Here is a 19,035-nt window from a genome sequence, read left to right on the forward strand (position 1 = left end):
TGTGACGAGCCCCGCCCAAAGCCGCTTTTCGGACAGTCCGTCACAGGTCCGCAAGTTTGAAGAACCTGTGAACGCAAGCGCTCTCTCCTGCGTACTCGATGGTGTGACCAGTAATCCCGTCACCGTCACCGCCGCATATCGAGTGGTGCCGGGCCGAGAGGCCGACTTCCATTCATGGGGGTGGGCCATGCTGGGCGCGAGCGCGCAGCAGCCCGGATTCCTGGGGGGCGGTGTCCTTGTCGACGGAGAGGCGGAATGGCATGTGGTCTATCGCTTCGCGAGCGACGGCACGGCCCGCGCCTGGGAGGACTCCACGACCAAGTGGGAGTGGGACGAGCGGGCGCTGGGCATCGCCCGGCAGACGGACCGAAAAAGCGTGCCGGGCTCCAAGGCCTGGTTCGACTCCCAGAGCCCCGCACCGAGGACGCCGGCACCGCCGTCGAAATGGAAACTGTGGTTCGTGAATATGAGCGCGGTTTTCCCGCCGGTGCTCCTTTTCAATCTGATTGCGCTCCCCTACCTCGGCGGACTCAATCCGATTGTTCGCACACTGCTGCTCTGTCTGTGCGTGACGGCCCTCGTCACATGGATTCTCATGCCCCGCCTTCAGCGTTTCTTCAAGAAATGGCTGTATCCACCGCTCCAGGCGCTGCGCGGACGGCACAAACGACGCACCGCGTAAGCCGAAGAACGACCCTAGGGAGGTGGGCGGGTGAAGACCCTGCTCATCGACAATTACGACTCGTACACGTACAACCTGTTCCAGCTGATCGCCGAGGTGAACGGCGAGGAGCCGGTGGTGGTCCTCAACGACGCCCCCGCGGACGCCGTCGCCGACCTCGCCGCGTTCGACAACGTGGTGGTGTCGCCCGGCCCCGGACATCCCGCGCGGACCCGGGACTTCGGCATCAGCGCCCGGGTGCTCGCCGAGGCCTCGGTGCCGGTGCTCGGCGTCTGTCTGGGTCACCAGGGCATCGCGCACGGGGAGGGCGCACGGGTGGCCGCCGCCCCGGAGCCCCGGCACGGTCATCTGTCGAACGTCCGGCACGACGGTCGCGACCTGTTCCAGGGGCTGCCGCAGAACTTCACCGCGGTGCGCTACCACTCGCTGGCCGTGCGCGAGCCGCTGCCCGACTCGCTGGAGGCCACGGCCTGGGCGGAGGACGGCGTCCTGATGGGGTTGCGGCACCGCGAACGGCCGCTGTGGGGCGTGCAGTTCCACCCGGAGTCGGTGCTGACCGAGTACGGCCACCGGATGCTCGTCAACTTCCGCAACCTGACGGCCGAGCGGGCCCGCAGACCGCGCACCAAGAACACCGCGGTGCCCTCGACGACGGCGGCCCTCCCGCGGACCGCCACGGCCCCCGTCCCGTTCCCCCGGCCCCGACGGTCCGCCCACCGCCTGCACACCCGCCGCATCGCCGAGGCGATCGACACCCAGGCCGCGTTCACGCGGATGTACGCCGGGTCGCCGCGGGCGTTCTGGCTTGACAGTTCCCGGGTCGAGGACGGCCTCTCCCGCTTCTCCTTCCTCGGCGACGACAGCGGACCGCTCGCCGAGTTCGTCCGCTACGACGTCGAAGCCGGCCGCTGCGAGATCGAGCGCGCCGGGCGGCCCACGCGCAAGGTCCGGGCGAGCGTCTTCGACTACCTCAAGCGGCAGCTGGCCAACCGCCGCGTCGACGCCACCGGGCTGCCGTTCGACTTCACCGGCGGTTACGTCGGCTACTTCGGCTACGAGACGAAGGCCGACTGCGGCTCCCCGAACCGGCACCGCTCCGCCACCCCGGACGCCTGCTGGCTGTTCGCCGACCGGCTCATCGCGGTGGACCACCAGGAGGGGTTCACCTACGCGGTCTGCGTGGCCGAGGACACCCCGCAGGCCGGCCAGGAGGCCGCGGACTGGCTGGAGAGCACGCTGACCCGGCTGGCCGCGCTCCCCACCGAGCCCGCCCGCCCCCGCCGCACGCCGCGCATACCGGCCCCGGCCCAGCGAGGCGCCGGCCTCGCCGGCCGGGCCACGCTGCTCACCGGCGTCGCGGCCGGGCGCACCGCCCCCGCCGGCCCCCGCGACGCCGAGCCGCGTCCCGCCCCGGTCCCGGTCGGACCCGACGCCCCGGACGGGCTCAGGGGGGTCGAACCGTGGCTCGTGCGCGACCGGGAGACCTACCTCGCGGACATCGCGGCCTGCCGAAGGGAGCTCGTCGCGGGCTCCAGCTACGAGATCTGCCTGACCGACGCGGCGCGTCTACCCGCCCCGGACGACGCGTACGACTTCTACCGGGCGCTGCGCCGCGTCAACCCCGCCCCCTACGCCGCCTTCCTCAGGTTCGGCGACCTCGACGTGGCCGGCTCCTCGCCGGAGCGGTTCCTGCGGATCACCCGGGACGGCGTCGCCGAGGCCAGGCCCATCAAGGGCACCGCGCCGCGCGGCGCCGGAGAGGCGGAGGACGTCCGGCTGCGGGACGCGCTCGCCGCGGACGCCAAGACCCGCGCCGAGAACCTGATGATCGTCGACCTGCTCCGCAACGACCTGGGGCGGGTCTGCCGGACCGGCACCGTGCGGGTCTCCCGGCTCATGGCGACCGAGACGTACGCGACCGTGCACCAGCTCGTCTCCACCGTCGAGGGCCGGCTGCGCGAGGGCGTGGACGCGGTGGACTGCGTACGCGCCTGCTTCCCCGGCGGCTCGATGACCGGCGCGCCGAAGCTGCGCACGATGGAGATCATCGACGAGCTGGAGACCGAGGCCCGCGGCGTGTACGCGGGAGCCCTCGGCTATCTGGGCTGCAGCGGCGGCGCGGACCTCAACATCGTCATCCGCACCGCCGTCATGGCCGACGGCGTGCTGCAGCTGGGGGCCGGGGGCGCGATCGTCCTGGACTCGGATCCGGCCGCGGAGTACGAGGAGATGCTGCTGAAGACGGCCGCGCAGATGCGCGCCCTGCGCGAGCCCGCCGCGGACGCGGATCCGGGGTCCGCGCAAGCCGCCGCCCAGGCCGGGAAGCAGGCCGCGCGATGACGGTCTCGCGTACGCCCGGGCCCGGTCCGGTCGTCATCCCCGTCGCGGGGGTGCCGCGGCCCCGGTCGGTCGCCGACGACTCCACCGCCCCCGGCAACCTCGCCGCGTACCTGGCCGCGCTCGCCGAGCGGCGCGGGTGGGGCGGCCGGGCCGCGTTCCACCAGGGGCACCGGGCCTGGACCCACGGCGAGGTGCACGATCTCGGGGCGCGTGCGGGCCGGGTGCTCGCCGAGCACGGGGTGCGGCCCGGCGACCGGGTGCTCCTCGCGCTGCCCGACGGGATCGCCTGGGTGGCGGCCTTTCTCGGCGCGGCCCGGCTCGGGGCGGTCGCCGTCCTGGTCAATCCCGAACTGCCCGCCGCGGAGCACGCGTTCATGGCCGAGGACGCCGAGGCCGTGCTGTGCGTGACGGGGCCGGGCCTGGAGGACCGGTTCGCCGACCGGGTCCGGCTCGGCGCCGACCGGCTTCTCGCGCTCGCTCCGGCGGCCCGGCCCGCCCGCGCCCACCCGGTCGACGCGCACACGCCCCTGTACGTGCAGTACACCTCGGGCACCACGGGCCGGCCGAAGGGGGTCGTGCACACGCACGGCGACCCGAAGACGTACCACGACCTCATCGGCCGGCGGCTGCTGCGGATCACCGAGGCGGACGTCACCCTCTCGGTGTCCAAGCTGTACTTCGCCTACGGCTTCGGCAACGCCTTCGTCTTCCCGCTCTTCTCCGGCTCCAGCGCCGTGCTGGTGGACCGGCGCCCGTCGCCCGCCGCCGTCGACGAGCTGGTCGCCCGGCACCGTGTCACCCTGCTCTACTCGGTGCCCTCGGCGTACGCGGCGCTGGTCGCCGACCGGGGCAGCGGGCACACGGCCTGCTTCGCCTCGGTGCGCGCGGCGGTGTCGGCCGGCGAGGGCCTGCCGGACGGCCTCGGCGCCCGGGTCGAGGAACTGCTCGGCGCGCCCGTGCTGGAGCAGATCGGCTCCACCGAAGCCGGCCACGCCTTCTGCGCCAACAGCCTGAACCACCACCGGCCCGGCACCGTCGGGCGTCCCGTGCCCGGGTTCGAGGTGGAGCTGCGCGACCGGGCCGGGCGGCCGGTGCCCGACGGCGCGGCGGGCGAGATGTGGGTGCGCGGGCCGACGGTGACGCGCGGCTATCTGAACCGGCCCGAGGAGACCGAGCGCACCCTGGCCGGCGGCTGGCTGGCCACCCACGACCGGGCGCGCCGCGAGCCGGACGGCTCCTACCGCCATCTGGGCCGCGCCGACGACATGGAGATGGTCGGCGGGATCACCGTCTCCCCGCTGGAGGTGGAGGCCGTCCTGCGGGCCCATCCGGCGGTGCGGGAGGTCGCGGTCGCCGCCGTCCCGGACGCGCGGGGCTCCAGCAGGCTGCGGGCCTTCGTCGTGCCCGAGGGCCGGATCCGCGCAGCCGCCCTGGAGACGGAGCTCGTCGCCCTGGCGCGTGATCGCCTCGCCGCCTTCAAGACGCCCAGAAGCGTCGTCTTCGTCACGTCCCTGCCCCGCACCGCCAGCGGAAAGCTCCGGCGCCATCTGGTCCGCCGGGGCGCGTGGTGACCGGGTCCGGGCGCGCTTCGTCCGAGCGCCCTGCCGAGAGGAACAGCCACATGTCGCAGCACCCCCTGCTCGCCGACCGCGGGTTCTACCTCGGCCCCCTGTTCCGGCGGGCGGCCGACCGCCACGGAGCCGTGTTCGTCACCCTGGACCGGCCGCTGGACACCCACCCCTCCCTGGGCGTCCACCTGGACTACCGGACACTGGCCGACCTGGTGGAGGAGCTGTCGGGCCGACTGTGGGCGGCCGGGGTGCGGCCCTCGGAGCGGGTGGCCGTCCACAAGACGGACAACGTCGACATCGTGCTGCTGACCTGCGCGATATCCCGGATCGGCGCGGTGCCCGCGCTGCTCTCCCCGGGGCTGTCCGGTCCGGTCGTGGGGCAGCTGCTCGAACGGCTGCGGCAGCCCTGGCTGATCACCGACCGGGCCAAGCTGGAGGGGTCGCTGCACGGAGCCGGGACGTCCGTGCGGGGGATCCTGTCCGTGGACGACGCGCCCGGCGCCGAGCCGCTGAAGCAGTACGCCGGCGCGCGGCCGCCCGCGCCGGTGCGGCTGGATCCGCGCGAGCCCGCCCTGATCACCCACAGCTCGGGCACCACGGGCGTGCCCAAGCTGGCCGTGCACTGCCCGAAAGCGATGTGGAACCGGCTCGTGCCGCAGAAGGCGATGGGACTGCCCACCCGCGGCGAGACGGCCGCGCTGCACATGTCGTTCGCGCACTCGCGCTTCTACCACCTGCTCGGTGTGCTGCTGCACTTCGGCAGCCCGCTCGTGCTGATCACCGACCCGGAACCGGCGGCCGTCGGACCGCTGCTGGCCCGCCACCGCCCCGGCATCGTCGAGACCCACCCCAACACCTTCGTGCTGTGGGAGGAGCTGGCCGACGCGCCCGGCGCCCCGCTGTCCCGGGTGAAGTCGTACGGCTCCACGTTCGACGCGATCCATCCGCGCACCGTGCGCCGGCTCCTGGGCGCGTCGACCCGCCGGGCGCCCTGGCTGATCCAGCTGTACGGGCAGAGCGAGACGGGTCCGGTCGCGTTCCGGTGGTTCACCCGGCGCAGCGCGGAGCGCGCGGACGGCAGACGGGTCGGGATCGGGATCCCCGGCTTCACGCGGGTGCGGATCGCCGACGCCGAGGGACGACGGGTCCCGCCCGGCACGCCCGGGCGGATCGAGGCCCGCACCAGGGGGCGCATCCTCACCTACCTCGGCGCGCGGGAGCAGTACGACCGTCAGCTCGACGGCGGCTGGTGGCAGATGGGCGACCTGGGCTGCATGAACCGGTTGGGCGCGCTGCGTCTGATCGACCGCGAGGTGGACCGGATCGACTCGGTGCACAGCAACCTGGAGATCGAGGACACCCTGATGGAACGGCTGGAGGAGCTCCGCGAGGTGGTCGTCGTGGCCGGCGCGGACCGTGAGCCGGTGCCGGTGGTGTGCGTGCGCGGGGAGCAGCCGCTCGACCCGGAGCGCTGGCGGGCGGCCACGGCCGATCTGCCCGCGATGGCCGAGCCCCGGCAGTGGCGGTTCGAGGAGCTGCCGATGACGGCGACCTGGAAGGTGAAGCGGGTGGAGATCACCCGCATGCTGACCGGGACGCCGCGGAGCGTGCGCGCGTGAACCCGGTCGTCGTCGTGGGCGCGGGCCCCGTCGGTCTGTCGGCGGCGCTCGCCCTGCGTGCGCGCGGACTGCCCGTCGTGCTGCTGGAGGCGGATGCCGAGGACCGTGAACGGCCGGGCAGCCGCGCCCTGTTCGTGCACCGCGAGACGCTCCGGCTGCTCGACGGGATGCGTCCCGGGCTCGCCGCCGAGATCTCGGCCTACGGGCGGACCTGGCACACCCGGCGGACCCTGTACCGGGGCCGCGAGGTGTACTCGCGCACCTTCCCTCCGCCGTCCGGCGCTCAGGCCGCGTTCCCGCCCTTCACCAGCCTGCGCCAGGTGGACACCGAGCGCTTTCTGCGCGCCGCCTGCGAGCGGGCCGGGGTCGTCTTCGAGTGGGACGCGCGCGTGCGCGGCGTGGACGTTGCGCCGGGCGAGGTCGTGGTGAGCGGCGAGGACGGCCGGGAGTGGCGCGCCGGACACGTCGTCGCCGCCGACGGGGCCCGCTCGGCGGTCCGGCGGGCGCTGGGCATCGCCATGGAGGGCGTCCGGGGCGAGGGCTTCCACGTCGTCGTGGACGTGGCCGACGTGCCGGGCGGCGAACTGCCGCTGGAGCGGGTCTTCCACTACGAGCATCCGGGGGTGGGCGGCCGCAGCGTGATGCGGGTGCCGTTCACCGGGGGCTTCCAGGTCGACCTGCAGTGCCGCGACGACGACGCGCAGGAGGCGTTCGGGACCGAGGAGGCCGTACGGCGCTGGCTGCCGGCGGTCGTGGGCGAGGGGTACGCCGACCGGATCCTGTGGGTGTCGACGTACCGCTTCCAGCGGTTGGTCGCCGCCTCGTTCACGGATTCCCGCCTGCGGGTGCTGCTCGTCGGCGAGGCGGCGCATCTGTTCCCGCCGTTCGGCGCGCGCGGCATGAACAGCGGGATCGCCGATGCTGCGGCGGCGGCCGGGGCCGTCGCGGCCGGGACCGACGACGCCGTCGAGGCGTTCGCCGAGGCACGGCGCGCGGCGGGGCTGTTCAACAGCGCCGCCGCGGGGAGCGCCCTGGAGCATCTGCGGCCGACTCGCCGGAGCGTGCGGCTCCGGCAGCGGGCGGCGGCCGCGCTCGCGCCCGTGCTGCCGTCGTGCGGGTCGTGGCTGGAGCACGCGCCGTACGGGCCGCGCGGCGGGGCCCCCGCGGCAGCGGGCGGAAAGTACTGAGAGGAGCAGACGATGACAGGGCACGCGGTCGTGGAGGAGTCGCTGGCGTGGACGCCGGCCGGGGGGCTGGCGCCCCGCGTCGATTCCGGTGGCGGACGGCTGCTCGTGGCGGACTCGTGGCTGGTGCGCGAGGGCCGGGTGCGCGCGCTGGAGCGGCACCGGGAGCGGTTCCTGCGGGCCTGCGGCGAGTGCAGCGGGCCGCCGTTGCGCCGGCTGCTGGAGTTCTGGCGGGACGCGACGGCCGCGCTGCCCCGCACGGGTGAGTGGTTCCCGCGCGTGGAACTGGCCGCGGGGTCACTGGAGTTGCGGCTGCTGCTGCGGCCCGCCCCGCCGTGGGAGCCGGACGTCCGGGTCTGGGCGGCGGGCCAGCCGGACCCGCGGACCATGCCGCGCCGCAAGGGGCCCGACCTGGACGCCCTGGCCCGGGTGCGCCGTCGGGCGTCCGAGGAGGGGGCGACGGAGGCGGTGCTGGTCGCACCGTCGGGCGCGGTGCTGGAGGCGGCGACCGCCAGCGTCCTGTGGTGGGAGGGCGATGCGCTGTGTCTGCCCCCTCCCCGGCTGCCGGTGCTGTCCGGGGTGACGGTCGGCCTGATCCAGGAACGGGCCCACCGGCTCGGGGTCCGGGTCGTCCACCGCGAGCGGGCGCTGACCGAGCTGGACGGCCGGGAGGTGTGGCTGGTGAACGCCCTGCACGGGATCCGGCCGGTCACCGGCTGGTCGGGAGGGGTGATCGGCTGCGCGCCTCCCGTGCGGGCGCGGGAATGGCGCCCGTGGCTGGAATCGCTGGCGGAGCCGCTTTCCTGCATCTGAGGCGCGCGCGGCGAGGTTCGGGGCGTGTGCGGCGAACAGGAAAAGCACGGGAACGGGCATCGGCCGATTTCACCGATGCCCGCTTTCCGCTTTCCGCCTTTCACCTTTCCGTCTTCCCGTTCACTCGCATTACTGCATTTACTTCCCGGCGGGCTGGTAAGCGCCCGGGGCCATGCGCGTCGCGATGGCGATCCGGTTGTAGGCGTTGATGACCGTGGCCGCCCAGATCAGCGCCGCCAGCTGTGCCTCGTCGAAGACCTCCGCCGCCTCGGCGTACACCGCGTCCGGCACCTGGCCGTCGTGCACCAGGGTCACGGCCTCGGTCAACGCCAGTGCGGCGCGCTCCCGTTCACTGAAGAAGGGGGTCTCCCGCCAGGCGTTCAGCGCGTACAGGCGCTGCTCGCTCTCCCCGTGGGCGCGGGCGTCCTTCGTGTGCATGTCGAGGCAGAAGGCGCAGCCGTTGATCTGCGAGGCGCGGGTCCTGACCAGTTCCAGTATCTCCGGCTCGACCTTCGCGTCCTGCGCGGCGGAAACTGCGGCGGCATGCAGGGAGGCCATCGCGGCGGAGACCTGGGGGGTCGCCTTCTTGAGGGCGACACGGGACACGGAATTACTGTTCGTCATGGTGGGACTGTATCGGGGAAAATCCAGGAAATCTATCCGGGAAAAGGAATTCCGGAGCCGTTCTCGCCGAAAGGGAGAGCCGCGCACAACGCGTCCAGCGCGCCCGACCAGGCGTGGTCCGGCGGTGTCCCGTACCCCACGACCAGGGCGTCGAGGGGCGCGGTGACCGCGTCGGCGTGACGGTAGCGGGGGGTGAGGGCGTCGACGGCCAGGCCCTGGTAGGCGGCAGCCCGCAGCACCGGCCCCTGCGTGCCGGGCGGTAGCCGCAGGACGGCGTGCAGGCCGGCCGCGATGCCGGTGACGCGGATCGCCGGGGCGCGGGCGGCCAGCGCCGCGACCAGCGCGTCACGGCGCCGGCGGTAGCGCGTGCGGACCGCCCGGACATGGCGGTCGTAGGCGCCGGACGCGAGGAACTCGGCCAGCGTCAGCTGGTCGAGGACCCCGGAGGTGTCGATCCCGCCCTTGGCCGCCGTCACCTCGCCGACCAGACCGGGCGGCAGCGCCATCCAGCCCAGGCGCAGGCCGGGGGCGAGCGACTTGCTCGCCGTGCCCAGGTACACCACGTGATCGGGGTCCAGGCCCTGGAGGGCGCCGACGGGCTGGCGGTCGTAGCGGAACTCGCCGTCGTAGTCGTCCTCCAGGACCAGCCCGCCGGTGCGCCGTGCCCAGTCCACGACGGCGGCCCGCCGGTCGCGGTGCAGGGGCACGCCCATCGGGAACTGGTGCGCGGGGGTGAGCAGGACCGCGCCCGCGTCCGTCAGCCCCCCGGTGTCCGTGCCCCGCTCGTCGAAGGGCAGCGCGGTCGTCGTCATCCCGGCCGCGGCCAGCAGCCTCCAGTGCTCGTCCAGCCCGTAGGACTCGACGGCGACCGTATGCGCGCCGCGCGCCCGCAGGACGGCGGTGAGCAGTTTCAGCCCGTGCGCGAACCCGGCGCACACCACGAGGCACTCGGGGTCGGCGCGCACCCCGCGGGCGCGGGAGAGGTACTCGGCGAGCGCGGTGCGCAGTTCCACCCGGCCACGGGGGTCGCCGTAGCCGAAGGCCTCGGAGGGGGCGGCGGTGAGGGCGCGGCGGGCCGCCCTCAGCCAGTCCGCGCGCGGGAAGGAGCCGAGGTCGGGGGTGCCGGGACGCAGGTCGTACGCGGGCCCGCGCCGTTCGGGGCGCCGGGGCGTGGCGCCGCCGGCCGGCGGGACGAGCGTCCGGTCCGCCACCCGGGTGCCCGAGCCCTGGCGGGCGCTGAGCCAGCCCTCGGCGACGAGGTCGGCGTAGGCGTCGGCGACCGTGTTGCGGGCGATGCCCAGGTCGGCGGCGAGGGAGCGGGAGGAGGGCAGGAGGGCGCCGGGCGCCAGCCTGCCGCCGCGGACGGCCTCGCGCAGGGCGTCGGTGAGCCCCCGCCGCAGATGCGGTCCGGTGGGTTCCAGGTGGAGGTCGACGCCCAAAGTGGCCCGGGTTCTCGCCATGGAAATGGACCATACGCCTGGGCTGCCCGGCTCCTAGGGTCGAGGTCATGACGACAGACGCATCCGCCGCGACCGGCACGACCGCCGCCACCGCCACCGCCTCCACGACCGCGTCGACGACCGCGACCGCGACCGCCGACGCACCCGCCCGGTACGCCCCCGCGCACACCCCCCGGCTCAACTGGGCCGAGCACGCCCCCGAGGTCTTCAAGGCCATGCTCCGGCTGGACGCCGCCGCCCGTAAGGGCCTCGACCCGAAGCTGCTGGAGCTGGTGAAGATCCGCGCCTCGCAGATCAACCGCTGCGCGCTCTGCGTCGACATGCACAGCAAGGACGCGCTCGCGGCGGGCGAGAGCGTCGAGCGGATCGTCCAGCTCAGCGCGTGGGAGGAGTCGGAGCACTTCTACACGGAGCAGGAGCTCGCGGCGCTGGCGCTGACCGAGGCGGTGACCGTGCTGACGTCGGGATTCGTGTCCGACGAGGTGTACGAGCGCGCCGCCCGGCACTTCGAGGAGCCCGAGCTCGCCCAGCTGATCGCCGCGATCACGGTGATCAACGCCTGGAACCGGTTCGGCGTGACCTGCCGGCTGGTGCCGGGGCACCATCGGCCGGGGCAGCACGCGTGAGCCGCACGAACCTGCTCGACCGGGAGGTCGGCCGGGCCATGTCCGCGCTGAGCGCGGCGGCCAAGCGGGGTCTCGGCGATCCGGCGCTCGCCGAACTGGTGGTGATCCGCGCCTCGCAGCTCAACCACTGTGCGTTCTGCCTGGACATGCACCTCGCGATCGCCCGCGAACAGGGCGTGCGCGAGTCGCAGTCGGCCATGCTGGGCGCCTGGGAGGAGGCGGGGGACGTCTTCGACGAGCGGGAGCGGGCCGCGCTCGCGCTGACCGAGGCCATGACGGTCCTGACGGAGGGGTTCGTGCCGGACGAGGTGTACGCCGAGGCCGCCCGCCACTTCGCGGACGCCGAACTCGCCCATCTCGTCGCGCTGATCACCGCGATCAACAGCTGGAACCGGGTGATGGTCGCCCGGCGCATCCCACCGGGGGGCTACACACCATGAGCAAGGCGGACGACTTCCGACGGATGCACCGGGGCCGCGCGCAGGGCGGCCCTCCCCCACTGCCCTGAAGGCGTGGGGCCCCCGGTCCTGCCCGGTCCCTGGGACGCGGGCGTCGTCGGCTCGGCGGGTGGACGGCGAGGGCCCCTCGCCCGCCGTGCTCGGCGAACTCGGGGCCACCCGCGTCACGTTCGGGCCGGGACTGCGGCGCAGGGCGACGGCCGCCCCGCGGGAGATCAGCGCGGAACCGGTCCAGGTCCTCGCTCGCGGATCCGGCCCGGGGCCATTTCTCCCGTGCGGTTCAGGACAGCCACGCCTTCCAGGTGGACGCGTGGCCGTCCACCCACTTCTTCGCCGCGTCCTCGGGCGTGAGCTTCTGGTCGGCGATCATCAGGGACACCTCGTTCTGGTCCTCGGTCGTCCACCTGAACTTCTTCAGGAAGGCCGCCGCCTTGCCGCCGTTCTTCGCGAAGCCGGCGTTGAGGTACTTCTGCAGCGGGGTGTGCGGGTAGGCGCAGGCGACCTTCGCCGGGTCCGCGTCGCAGCCCTCCTTGTAGGCGGGCAGCTTCACCTCGGTCATGGGGACCTTCTTGAAGAGCCACTGCGGCGCGTACCAGTAGGTGAGGAAGGGCTTCTTCTCCTTGGCGAACTGCCGCATCTGCGTGATCTGGGCGGCCTCCGAACCGGCGAACACGACCTGGAAGTCGAGGTTCAGGTTCTTCACCAGCGCCTTGTCGTTGGTGACGTAGGAGGGCGAGCCGTCCATGAGCTGGCCCTTGCCGCCGCTCTCCGCGGTGCGCAGCTGCGCCGCGTACTTGTTGAGGTTCTTCCAGTTCGTGACGTCGGGGTGCTGCTTGGCGAAGTACGTCGGCACGAACCAGCCGATGTGGCCGGTGACGCCGAGGCCGCCGCCCGGCGTGATCGTCTTCTTGTCCTTGACGTAGCGCTGCTCCTGGTCGGGGTGGCCCCAGTCCTCCAGGATCGCGTCGACGCGGCCCTGGCTGAGCGCGTCCCAGGCGGGCACCTCGTCGACCTGCACGGTGTCGACGCGGTAGCCCAGCTTGTGTTCCAGGAGGTACTGGGCGACGGCCACGTTGGCCTGGGCGCCCACCCAGGACTGCACGGACAGGGTCAGCGACTTGGCGCCCTGCGCGTTGGCGAACGGCGAGGCCTGCTTCGTCATGTCGGCGGCGCCGCAGCCCGTCAGCAGGAGCAGCGCGGAGGCGCCGGCCACGGTCGCGGTGGTACGGATGCGCATGTCACGCTCCCTTCTTGGCGCGGCGTTCGGTCGGCTGGGTCACCCGGTCGAGCATCAGGCCGAGGCAGACGATGGCCGCGCCGGCCACCAGTCCGGTGGCGAGGTCGCCCTGGGCGAGGCCGAAGACGACGTCGTAGCCGAGGGCGCCGCCGCCGACCAGGCCGCCGATGATGACGACGGCGAGGACCAGGACCACGCCCTGGTTGAGGGCGAGCAGGAGGGCCGGGCGGGCCAGCGGGAGCTGCACCTGGCGGATCTGCTGGCCGCTGCTCGCGCCGAGCGAGCGGGCCGACTCCAGGGCGGCCGGGTCGACCTGGCGCAGTCCCTGGGTGGTGATGCGGACGACGGCGGGCAGCGCGTAGACGACCGCGGCGGCCACGGCGGGCGCGCGGCCGACGCCGAACAGCGCGACGACCGGGATCAGGTACACGAACTGCGGCATCGTCTGGAAGACGTCGAGGACGGGTCGCAGGAGCCGTTCGACGCGGTCGTTGCGGGCGGCGGCGATGCCGGTCGCGAAGCCCAGGACGAGGGTCACGGCGACCGCGGCGAGGACCTGCGAGAGCGTGTCGAGCGAGGGCTTCCACACGCCGAGCACGCCGATCGCGGCCATGGCGAGGACGGCGGTGAGCGCGGTGCGCCAGGTGCCGATCACCCAGGCGAGCGCGGCGACGATCAGCAGCACCGACCACCACGGCAGGGCCTGCAGGCCGTCGCGCAGCGGGTCGAGGACCCAGGTGGTGAAGTGTCCGGCCCAGTCGGCGGTGCCGCCGATCACGGGCACCCCGGAGTAGAGGTGGTCGGTCATCCAGTCCACGGCCCGGTTGACCGGCTCGGCGATGTTCAGCGTCCAGGAGCCGGGCCAGTCGAGGCGGCCGGCGAACCGTCCGACGAGCGCCACGGCCACGGCGGCGGCGAGCGCGTACGCCCATCCGGCGCGCCGGGACAGGCCGGTGTGCCCGCCGCCGGAGTCGCCTTCGCCGGCCGCGCCGGTGACCCGGTCCAGGACGACGGCGAGGAGGACGATCGGAATGCCCGCGGCGAGGGCCGCGCCGACGTCGACCGAGGCGAGCGCCTGGTAGACGCGGTCGCCGAGGCCGCCGGCGCCGATCACGGAGGCGATGACCGCCATGGACAGCGCCATCATGATCGTCTGGTTGAGGCCGAGCAGGAGCTCCTTGCGGGCCAGCGGGATGCGCGCGGTCAGCAGGCGCTGGCGGGAGGTGGCCCCCAGCGACTCGACGGCCTCCAGCACCTCCTTGTCGGCGCCGCGCAGCCCGAGGGCGGTGAGCCGGGCCATGGGCGGGGCGGCGTAGACGACGGTGGCGAGGACGGCCGCGGGGACGCCGATGCCGAAGACCAGGACCACCGGGAGCAGATAGGCGAACGCGGGCAGCACCTGCATCGTGTCCAGGACGGGGCGCAGGACGCGGTCCATCCGGTCCGACAGCCCTGCGGCCAGGCCCAGCACGGCGCCGACGGCGACGGACACGAGGACCGCCACGACCATCAGCGCGAGCGTCTGCATGGTGGGGATCCACATGCCGAGCAGTCCGCAGGTCAGGAACGCGGCGGCGGCGCCGAGCCCGAGCCGCACTCCGGCGACCCGCCAGGCGACCAGAGCGGCGACGGCGGTGACGCCCGCCCAGCCCGCGGCGAGCAGGACCAGGTAGACGGCCCGCACGGACAGCACGACCGCGTTGCTGACGTAGCCGAAGCCGTACAGGAACAGCGGATGGCTGTCGCGGTTGTCGATGATCCAGTCGCTGACCCTGCCCAGCGGCTGGGTGAGGTCGACGGTGAGGGCGGCGGGCCAACTGCCGCTGGCCCACTGGGCGTCGGCGAGCGGGACGAGGATCGCCGCGGCGAGCGCCAGCAGGGCGAGCTTGGCGGCCGCGCGGTGTTTGAGGAAACCCGGCAGGGAGACCCGGGTGGCGGGTGCGGTGACGGTAGCCATGTCAGACCGCCTCCTTGCGGAGCTCCGTTCCGGCCACGACGTCGAGGAGCCGTTCGTGATCGACGACCCCCAGACACCGGCCGTCCTCCACGACGCACGCCGGGCGGTGGCTGCGCGACACGACCTGGATGGCGTCGGCGACGACCGCGTCGGCGGCGATCGCGCCGGGGTGGTCGGGGCCGACGCACTCGCCGGGGCGCATGGCCCTGCGGACCGTCATGACCTGCTCGCGCGGAACGTCGCGGACGAACTCGCGGACGTAGTCGTCGGCGGGCGAGCCGACGATCTCCTCCGGGGTGCCGAGCTGCACGACCTCGCCGTCGCGCATGAGGGCGATGCGGTCGCCGAGCTTGAGGGCCTCGCTGAGGTCGTGGGTGATGAAGACCATCGTGCGGCCCTCCTCCTGGTGCAGCCGGACGACCTCCTCCTGCATGTCGCGCCGGATGAGCGGGTCGAGCGCGCTGAACGGCTCGTCGAACAGCAGGACCTCGGGGTCCACGGCGAGCGCGCGGGCCAGTCCGACGCGCTGGCGCTGGCCGCCGGACAGCTCGCTGGGCCTGCGGTGCTCCATGCCCTCGAGGCCGACCTTCTCGACGACCTCCTGGGCCCGGTCCCGGCGCTCGGATTTGCCGACGCCCTGGATCTCCAGGCCGTAGGCGACGTTGTCGACGACGGTGCGGTGCGGGAGCAGGCCGAAGTGCTGGAAGACCATCGCGGCGCGGTGCCGGCGCAGTTCGCGCAGCCGGGTCTTGTCCATGGCCCGCACGTCCTCGCCCTCGATGGCGATGGTGCCGGCGGTCGGCTCGATCAGCCGGGTCAGACAGCGCACGAGGGTGGACTTGCCGGAGCCGGACAGGCCCATGACGACGAAGACCTCGCCCTTGCGCACGTCGAAGGAGACGTCCCGGACGGCGGCGGTGCAGCCGGTGCGGGAGCGGAGTTCGGCGGGCGGCAGGGAGGTCAGCTCGGGGTCGGCGGGGACGGTCTCGGCCTTCGGGCCGAACACCTTCCACAGGCCGTCCACCGAGAAGACCGGCGGGCGCGTCTCGACGCTCGCGGGGGTACTCGTGCCGGTGCTCAGGTCGGTACTCATCAGGCATCGCCTCCGATCAGGTCCACGGCCCGTTCGCCGACCATCAGCACGCCGATCATCGGGTTCACGGCTGTCATGGTCGGGAACACGGAGGCGTCCGCGATGCGGATGCCTTCCAGTCCACGGATTCGCAACTGGGGGTCCACTACGGCCAGTTCGTCGTCGGCGGCGCCCATCTTGCAGGTGCCCGCCGGGTGGTACACGGTGTGCGCGACCTTGCGCGCGTACTCGCTCAGCTCCTCGTCGCTCGTGATGTGCGGGCCGGGGGCGACCTCGCGCTTGAGCCAGCCGGCCAGCGGCTCGGTCCTCGCGATCTCGCGTGCGATGCGGATCCCGTCGACGAGGGTGCGGCCGTCGTAGTCGTCCTCGTCGGTGAAGTAGCGGAAGTCGAGGGCGGGCTTGGCGGCCGGGTCCGCGCTCTGCAGGTAGAGGCGGCCGCGGGACTTCGGCTTGGGGATGTTGGGGGTCATCGACACGCCGTGCTCGGGGCGTTCGTAGCCGAGCCGTTCCGGGTTGTCGGTGAAGGGGACCTGGTAGAAGTGGAACATCAGGTCGGGGCCCGCGTGCCCGGGGTCGCGGCGCACGAACAGGCCCGCGTCGGAGTCCATCGCGGAGTTCTCCGGGAGCGGCCCGTGGGTCTCCCAGACGATCACGGACTCGGGGTGGTCGAGGAGGTTCTCGCCGACGCCGGGCAGGTCGTGGACGACGGGTAGGCCGAGCGCGTCCAGGTCGGTCTTGGGACCGATGCCGGAGTGCAGCAGCAGGCGGGGCGTGTCGATCGCGCCCGCGCAGAGCACGACCTCGCGCCGGGCCCGCACGAGGCTCTCCGTGCCGTCCTCGGCGCGCACGTGCACGCCCTGCGCGCGGGCGCCGTCCAGCTCCAGCCGGTAGGCCCAGGTCTCCAGCAGGATCGTCAGGTTGGGCCGCTCGTCCATCACCGGGTGCAGATAGGCGACGGAGGCGGACGAGCGCTTGTTGGTCTCCGGGTGGTAGGCGAGGTCGAAGAAGCCGACGCCGTCGTCGAAGGGCTTGGCGTTGAAGCCGTCGACGCGGGGCACTCCGGTCGCCTGCTGTGCGGCGTCGACGAAGTCGCGGGCGATGGCGTTGCGGTCCTTCTCGTCGACCGGGACGATGTTGTTCAGCAGGCGCGCGTAGTACGCCTCCATCGAGGCCGCGCCCCAGCCCGTCGCGCCGGCCGCCTCCCACTCGTCGAAGTCGGACGGCAGCGGCTTGAAGGCGATGAGGGTGTTGTGCGAGGAGCAGCCGCCGAGGACGCGGGCGCGGCTGTGCCGGATGTGGGAGTTGCCGCGCGGCTGCTCGGTGGTGGGGTAGTCGTAGTCCAGCTCGCCGCCGAGCAGACCCATCCAGCGGCGCAGGGTGAGGACGTCGTCGCGGCCGACGTCGCTGGGGCCGCCCTCGATGACGGCGACGGTGACGTCGGGGTTCTCGGTGAGCCGTGAGGCGATGACGGAACCGGCGGTTCCGCCTCCGACGATCACGTAGTCATAGACGAGTGAGGTCTGTGGCATGGGGGGTACTCCAGGGGCGGGCGAAGTCTTCTCGGGCGAATCGAGGCGAACTCGGGCGGCTGGGGCGGGGGAAGAGGTGCCGGCTGGGGCGGGGGAAGAGGTGCCGGCTGGGGCGGGGGAAGAGGTGCCGGCTGGGGCGGGGGAAGGAGGGGTGCGGGGTGCGCGCGGTGGGCGGGCCGGGCCGGGGCGGCGGGTCAGCCGGCGAACCAGCGGACCGGCTGCGGCGCGAGGTTCTGGTAGACGTGCTTGGACTCGCGGTACTCGGCGAGCCCGGCGGGTCCGAGTTCGCGGCCCACGCCGCTCTTTCCGAAGCCGCCCCACTCCGCCTGTGGGAGATAGGGGTGGAAGTCGTTGATCCAGACGGTGCCGTGGCGCAGCCGGCCGGCGACCCGTCGGGCGCGGCCCGCGTCAGAGGTCCACACGCCGCCCGCGAGGCCGTACTCGGTGTCGTTGGCGAGGGCCACGGCCTCGTCCTCGGTGCGGAAGGTCTCGACGGTGAGGACCGGCCCGAAGACCTCCTCCCGCACGACGCGCATCTCGCGGTGGCAGTGGTCGAGGACGGTGGGCTCGTAGAAGTAGCCGCTCTCCGGGCGCTCCGGCGCGGGGTCGGGGCGCCGACCGCCGGATCGCAGCACGGCGCCCTCGGCGAGCGCGGAGGCCACGTACTCCTCGGTCTTGGCGCGCTGCTGCTCGGAGACGAGCGGGCCGCACTCGACGCCGCTCTCGGTGCCGCGTCCGAGGCGGATCTTCCCGGCCCGGCGCGCGAGTTCGTCGACGAAGCGGTCGCGGACCGACTCCTCGACGATGAGCCGGGAGCCCGCCGAGCAGACCTGGCCGCTGTGGATGAAGGCCGCGTTGAGGGCCTGGTCGACGGCGGTGTCGAAGCCCTCGGGGGTGGCGCAGGCGTCGGCGAAGACCACGTTGGGGTTCTTGCCGCCGAGTTCGAGGGCGACCTTCTTGACGGTCGGGGCGGCCGCCTGCGCGACCTTGACGCCGCTGACCAGGCCGCCGGTGAAGGACACCAGGTCGACGTCGGGGTGTTCGGCGAGGCGGGCGCCGACCGTGTGGCCGGGGCCGGTGACGATGTTCGCGACGCCGGCGGGCAGCCCGGCCTCGGCGAGGAGGTCGATGAGGGCGATCGTGGTCAGCGGGGTGATCTCGCTCGGCTTCACGACGAACGTGTTCCCGGCGGCGAGTGCGGGTGCGATCTTCCAACTCGCCTGGAGGAGCGGGTAGTTCCAGGGAGTGATCAGCGCGCACACCCCGATGGGCTCGTGGACGACGACGCTGTGGACGTCGGCCGAGCCCGCGTCCACGACCCGTCCCGGCGCCTCGGCGGCGACGAGGCCGGCGAAGTAGCGGAAGGCGTCGGCGACGCAGTCGATGTCCACCCGGCCCTCTTCGAGGGTCTTGCCCGCGTCACGGCTCTCCAGCAGGCCGAGCCGTTCGCGGTCGCGTATGAGGAGGTCGGCGACGCGGCGCAGCAGTGCGGCGCGTTCGACGGCCGGAGTGCGCGGCCAGTCGCCCTCGTCGAAGGCGGCGCGGGCGGCCGCGACGGCCAGGTCGGCGTCCTTCTCGTCGCCCTCGGCGACCACCGCGAAGGGGCGGCCGTCCGCTGGGTCGAGGATCTCCCGGGTCGCTCCGGAGGCGGCCGTCAGCCACTCGCCGCCCGCGTGAATCGTCCGGCACTCCCGCTGTTCCGTCTGTTCCGTCGTGTCGGCCATGATCGGTGTTGCCTTCCGTTCCTGTCCAGTCCCCCTGTGTCACCCGTGGGTCGCCGTCGGGGACCGCGTCCACATGCCCCGAACCTTCCATTGCATGCGCAATTCCTTGCCCAAAGTG

Annotated in this window: 15 protein-coding genes and 1 pseudogene; 9 read left to right on the forward strand and 7 right to left on the reverse strand. The window is 73.4% G+C overall.

Features of this window, described 5'->3' with window-relative positions; translation table 11 throughout:
- Positions 1-103: 103 nt before the first annotated feature.
- From Sri02f_RS21940 to Sri02f_RS21965, 6 genes are read left to right on the forward strand one after another with little or no spacing between them, the layout of a single operon-like run.
- A complete protein-coding gene (locus Sri02f_RS21940; RefSeq protein WP_245970719.1) occupies positions 104-682 on the forward strand; it encodes a putative antibiotic biosynthesis monooxygenase in 579 nt (192 codons plus the stop codon).
- Positions 683-712: 30 nt separating this feature from the next.
- The gene (gene pabB / locus Sri02f_RS21945) at positions 713-3,022 is read left to right on the forward strand and encodes an aminodeoxychorismate synthase component I (RefSeq protein ID WP_109003008.1); all 2,310 of its coding nucleotides are present in this window, start codon (positions 713-715) and stop codon (positions 3,020-3,022) included.
- Positions 3,019-4,593 carry a benzoate-CoA ligase family protein gene (locus Sri02f_RS21950; RefSeq protein ID WP_109003009.1) on the forward strand — a complete coding sequence of 525 codons (1,575 nt, stop codon included), beginning with the start codon at positions 3,019-3,021 and terminating at the stop codon, positions 4,591-4,593. The genes pabB and Sri02f_RS21950 overlap by 4 nt, the downstream gene beginning before the upstream one ends.
- Before the next feature lie 50 nt (positions 4,594-4,643).
- The gene (locus Sri02f_RS21955) at positions 4,644-6,212 is read left to right on the forward strand and encodes a class I adenylate-forming enzyme family protein (RefSeq protein ID WP_109003010.1); all 1,569 of its coding nucleotides are present in this window, start codon (positions 4,644-4,646) and stop codon (positions 6,210-6,212) included.
- A complete protein-coding gene (locus Sri02f_RS21960) occupies positions 6,209-7,399 on the forward strand; it encodes an FAD-dependent monooxygenase (RefSeq protein ID WP_109003011.1) in 1,191 nt (396 codons plus the stop codon). Before Sri02f_RS21955 ends, Sri02f_RS21960 begins: the two co-directional genes overlap by 4 nt.
- A gap of 12 nt (positions 7,400-7,411) precedes the next feature.
- Positions 7,412-8,209 (forward strand): aminotransferase class IV, encoded by a 798-nt coding sequence (locus tag Sri02f_RS21965; protein WP_109003012.1) that lies wholly within the window; start codon positions 7,412-7,414, stop codon positions 8,207-8,209.
- Positions 8,210-8,347: 138 nt separating this feature from the next.
- On the opposite strand, the gene Sri02f_RS21970 is transcribed toward Sri02f_RS21965, so the two are convergent.
- Both Sri02f_RS21970 and pdxR read right to left on the reverse strand, forming a co-directional pair.
- Positions 8,348-8,833: a carboxymuconolactone decarboxylase family protein gene (locus tag Sri02f_RS21970; RefSeq protein WP_109003013.1), complete on the reverse strand. Its 486-nt coding sequence runs from the start codon at positions 8,831-8,833 to the stop codon at positions 8,348-8,350.
- A 32-nt stretch (positions 8,834-8,865) separates the two neighbouring features.
- Positions 8,866-10,293, reverse strand: a complete 1,428-nt coding sequence (pdxR, locus tag Sri02f_RS21975; RefSeq protein ID WP_109003014.1) for a MocR-like pyridoxine biosynthesis transcription factor PdxR — start codon at positions 10,291-10,293, stop codon at positions 8,866-8,868.
- A gap of 47 nt (positions 10,294-10,340) precedes the next feature.
- Between pdxR and Sri02f_RS21980 the strand changes: the two genes are divergently transcribed.
- From Sri02f_RS21980 to Sri02f_RS42965, 3 genes and pseudogenes are all read left to right on the forward strand, one after another.
- Positions 10,341-10,919, forward strand: a complete 579-nt coding sequence (locus Sri02f_RS21980; protein ID WP_109003015.1) for a carboxymuconolactone decarboxylase family protein — start codon at positions 10,341-10,343, stop codon at positions 10,917-10,919.
- A complete protein-coding gene (locus Sri02f_RS21985) occupies positions 10,916-11,359 on the forward strand; it encodes a carboxymuconolactone decarboxylase family protein (protein WP_281261898.1) in 444 nt (147 codons plus the stop codon). Before Sri02f_RS21980 ends, Sri02f_RS21985 begins: the two co-directional genes overlap by 4 nt.
- A 133-nt stretch (positions 11,360-11,492) precedes the next feature.
- Positions 11,493-11,600, forward strand: a pseudogene (locus Sri02f_RS42965) (isocitrate lyase/phosphoenolpyruvate mutase family protein); the annotation flags it as partial.
- 57 nt (positions 11,601-11,657) lie between these two features.
- Here the strand turns inward: Sri02f_RS42965 and Sri02f_RS21995 are convergent.
- The 5 genes from Sri02f_RS21995 to Sri02f_RS22015 all read right to left on the reverse strand — a co-directional run bounded on the left by Sri02f_RS21995 (position 11,658) and on the right by Sri02f_RS22015 (position 18,917).
- Positions 11,658-12,614 (reverse strand): ABC transporter substrate-binding protein, encoded by a 957-nt coding sequence (locus tag Sri02f_RS21995; RefSeq protein WP_109003016.1) that lies wholly within the window; start codon positions 12,612-12,614, stop codon positions 11,658-11,660.
- 1 nt (position 12,615) lies between these two features.
- Positions 12,616-14,571, reverse strand: coding sequence for an ABC transporter permease (locus tag Sri02f_RS22000; RefSeq protein ID WP_109003017.1), 1,956 nt, complete (start codon positions 14,569-14,571; stop codon positions 12,616-12,618).
- Between the two features lies 1 nt (position 14,572).
- Positions 14,573-15,664 carry a quaternary amine ABC transporter ATP-binding protein gene (locus tag Sri02f_RS22005; RefSeq protein WP_109003018.1) on the reverse strand — a complete coding sequence of 364 codons (1,092 nt, stop codon included), beginning with the start codon at positions 15,662-15,664 and terminating at the stop codon, positions 14,573-14,575.
- Positions 15,664-17,193, reverse strand: coding sequence for a GMC family oxidoreductase (locus Sri02f_RS22010; protein ID WP_109003019.1), 1,530 nt, complete (start codon positions 17,191-17,193; stop codon positions 15,664-15,666). Before Sri02f_RS22010 ends, Sri02f_RS22005 begins: the two co-directional genes overlap by 1 nt.
- A 194-nt stretch (positions 17,194-17,387) precedes the next feature.
- Positions 17,388-18,917: an aldehyde dehydrogenase family protein gene (locus Sri02f_RS22015; RefSeq protein WP_109003020.1), complete on the reverse strand. Its 1,530-nt coding sequence runs from the start codon at positions 18,915-18,917 to the stop codon at positions 17,388-17,390.
- Between the last annotated feature and the right edge of the window lie 118 nt (positions 18,918-19,035).

This window comes from Streptomyces rishiriensis, from assembly GCF_003112535.1.
GTDB classification, from domain to species: domain Bacteria; phylum Actinomycetota; class Actinomycetes; order Streptomycetales; family Streptomycetaceae; genus Streptomyces; species Streptomyces rishiriensis.

Excerpts from the sequence above, each read along its gene's own strand:
- Sri02f_RS21950 (WP_109003009.1), top strand. The coding sequence starts at position 3,019 with ATGACGGTCTCGCGTACGCCCGGGCCCGGTCCGGTCGTCATCCCCGTC.
- Sri02f_RS21955 (WP_109003010.1), top strand. The coding sequence starts at position 4,644 with ATGTCGCAGCACCCCCTGCTCGCCGACCGCGGGTTCTACCTCGGCCCC.
- Sri02f_RS21965 (WP_109003012.1), top strand. The coding sequence starts at position 7,412 with ATGACAGGGCACGCGGTCGTGGAGGAGTCGCTGGCGTGGACGCCGGCC.
- Sri02f_RS21970 (WP_109003013.1), bottom strand. The coding sequence starts at position 8,833 with ATGACGAACAGTAATTCCGTGTCCCGTGTCGCCCTCAAGAAGGCGACC.
- pdxR (WP_109003014.1), bottom strand. The coding sequence starts at position 10,293 with ATGGCGAGAACCCGGGCCACTTTGGGCGTCGACCTCCACCTGGAACCC.
- Sri02f_RS21980 (WP_109003015.1), top strand. The coding sequence starts at position 10,341 with ATGACGACAGACGCATCCGCCGCGACCGGCACGACCGCCGCCACCGCC.
- Sri02f_RS21995 (WP_109003016.1), bottom strand. The coding sequence starts at position 12,614 with ATGCGCATCCGTACCACCGCGACCGTGGCCGGCGCCTCCGCGCTGCTC.
- Sri02f_RS22000 (WP_109003017.1), bottom strand. The coding sequence starts at position 14,571 with ATGGCTACCGTCACCGCACCCGCCACCCGGGTCTCCCTGCCGGGTTTC.
- Sri02f_RS22005 (WP_109003018.1), bottom strand. The coding sequence starts at position 15,664 with ATGAGTACCGACCTGAGCACCGGCACGAGTACCCCCGCGAGCGTCGAG.
- Sri02f_RS22010 (WP_109003019.1), bottom strand. The coding sequence starts at position 17,193 with ATGCCACAGACCTCACTCGTCTATGACTACGTGATCGTCGGAGGCGGA.
- Sri02f_RS22015 (WP_109003020.1), bottom strand. The coding sequence starts at position 18,917 with ATGGCCGACACGACGGAACAGACGGAACAGCGGGAGTGCCGGACGATT.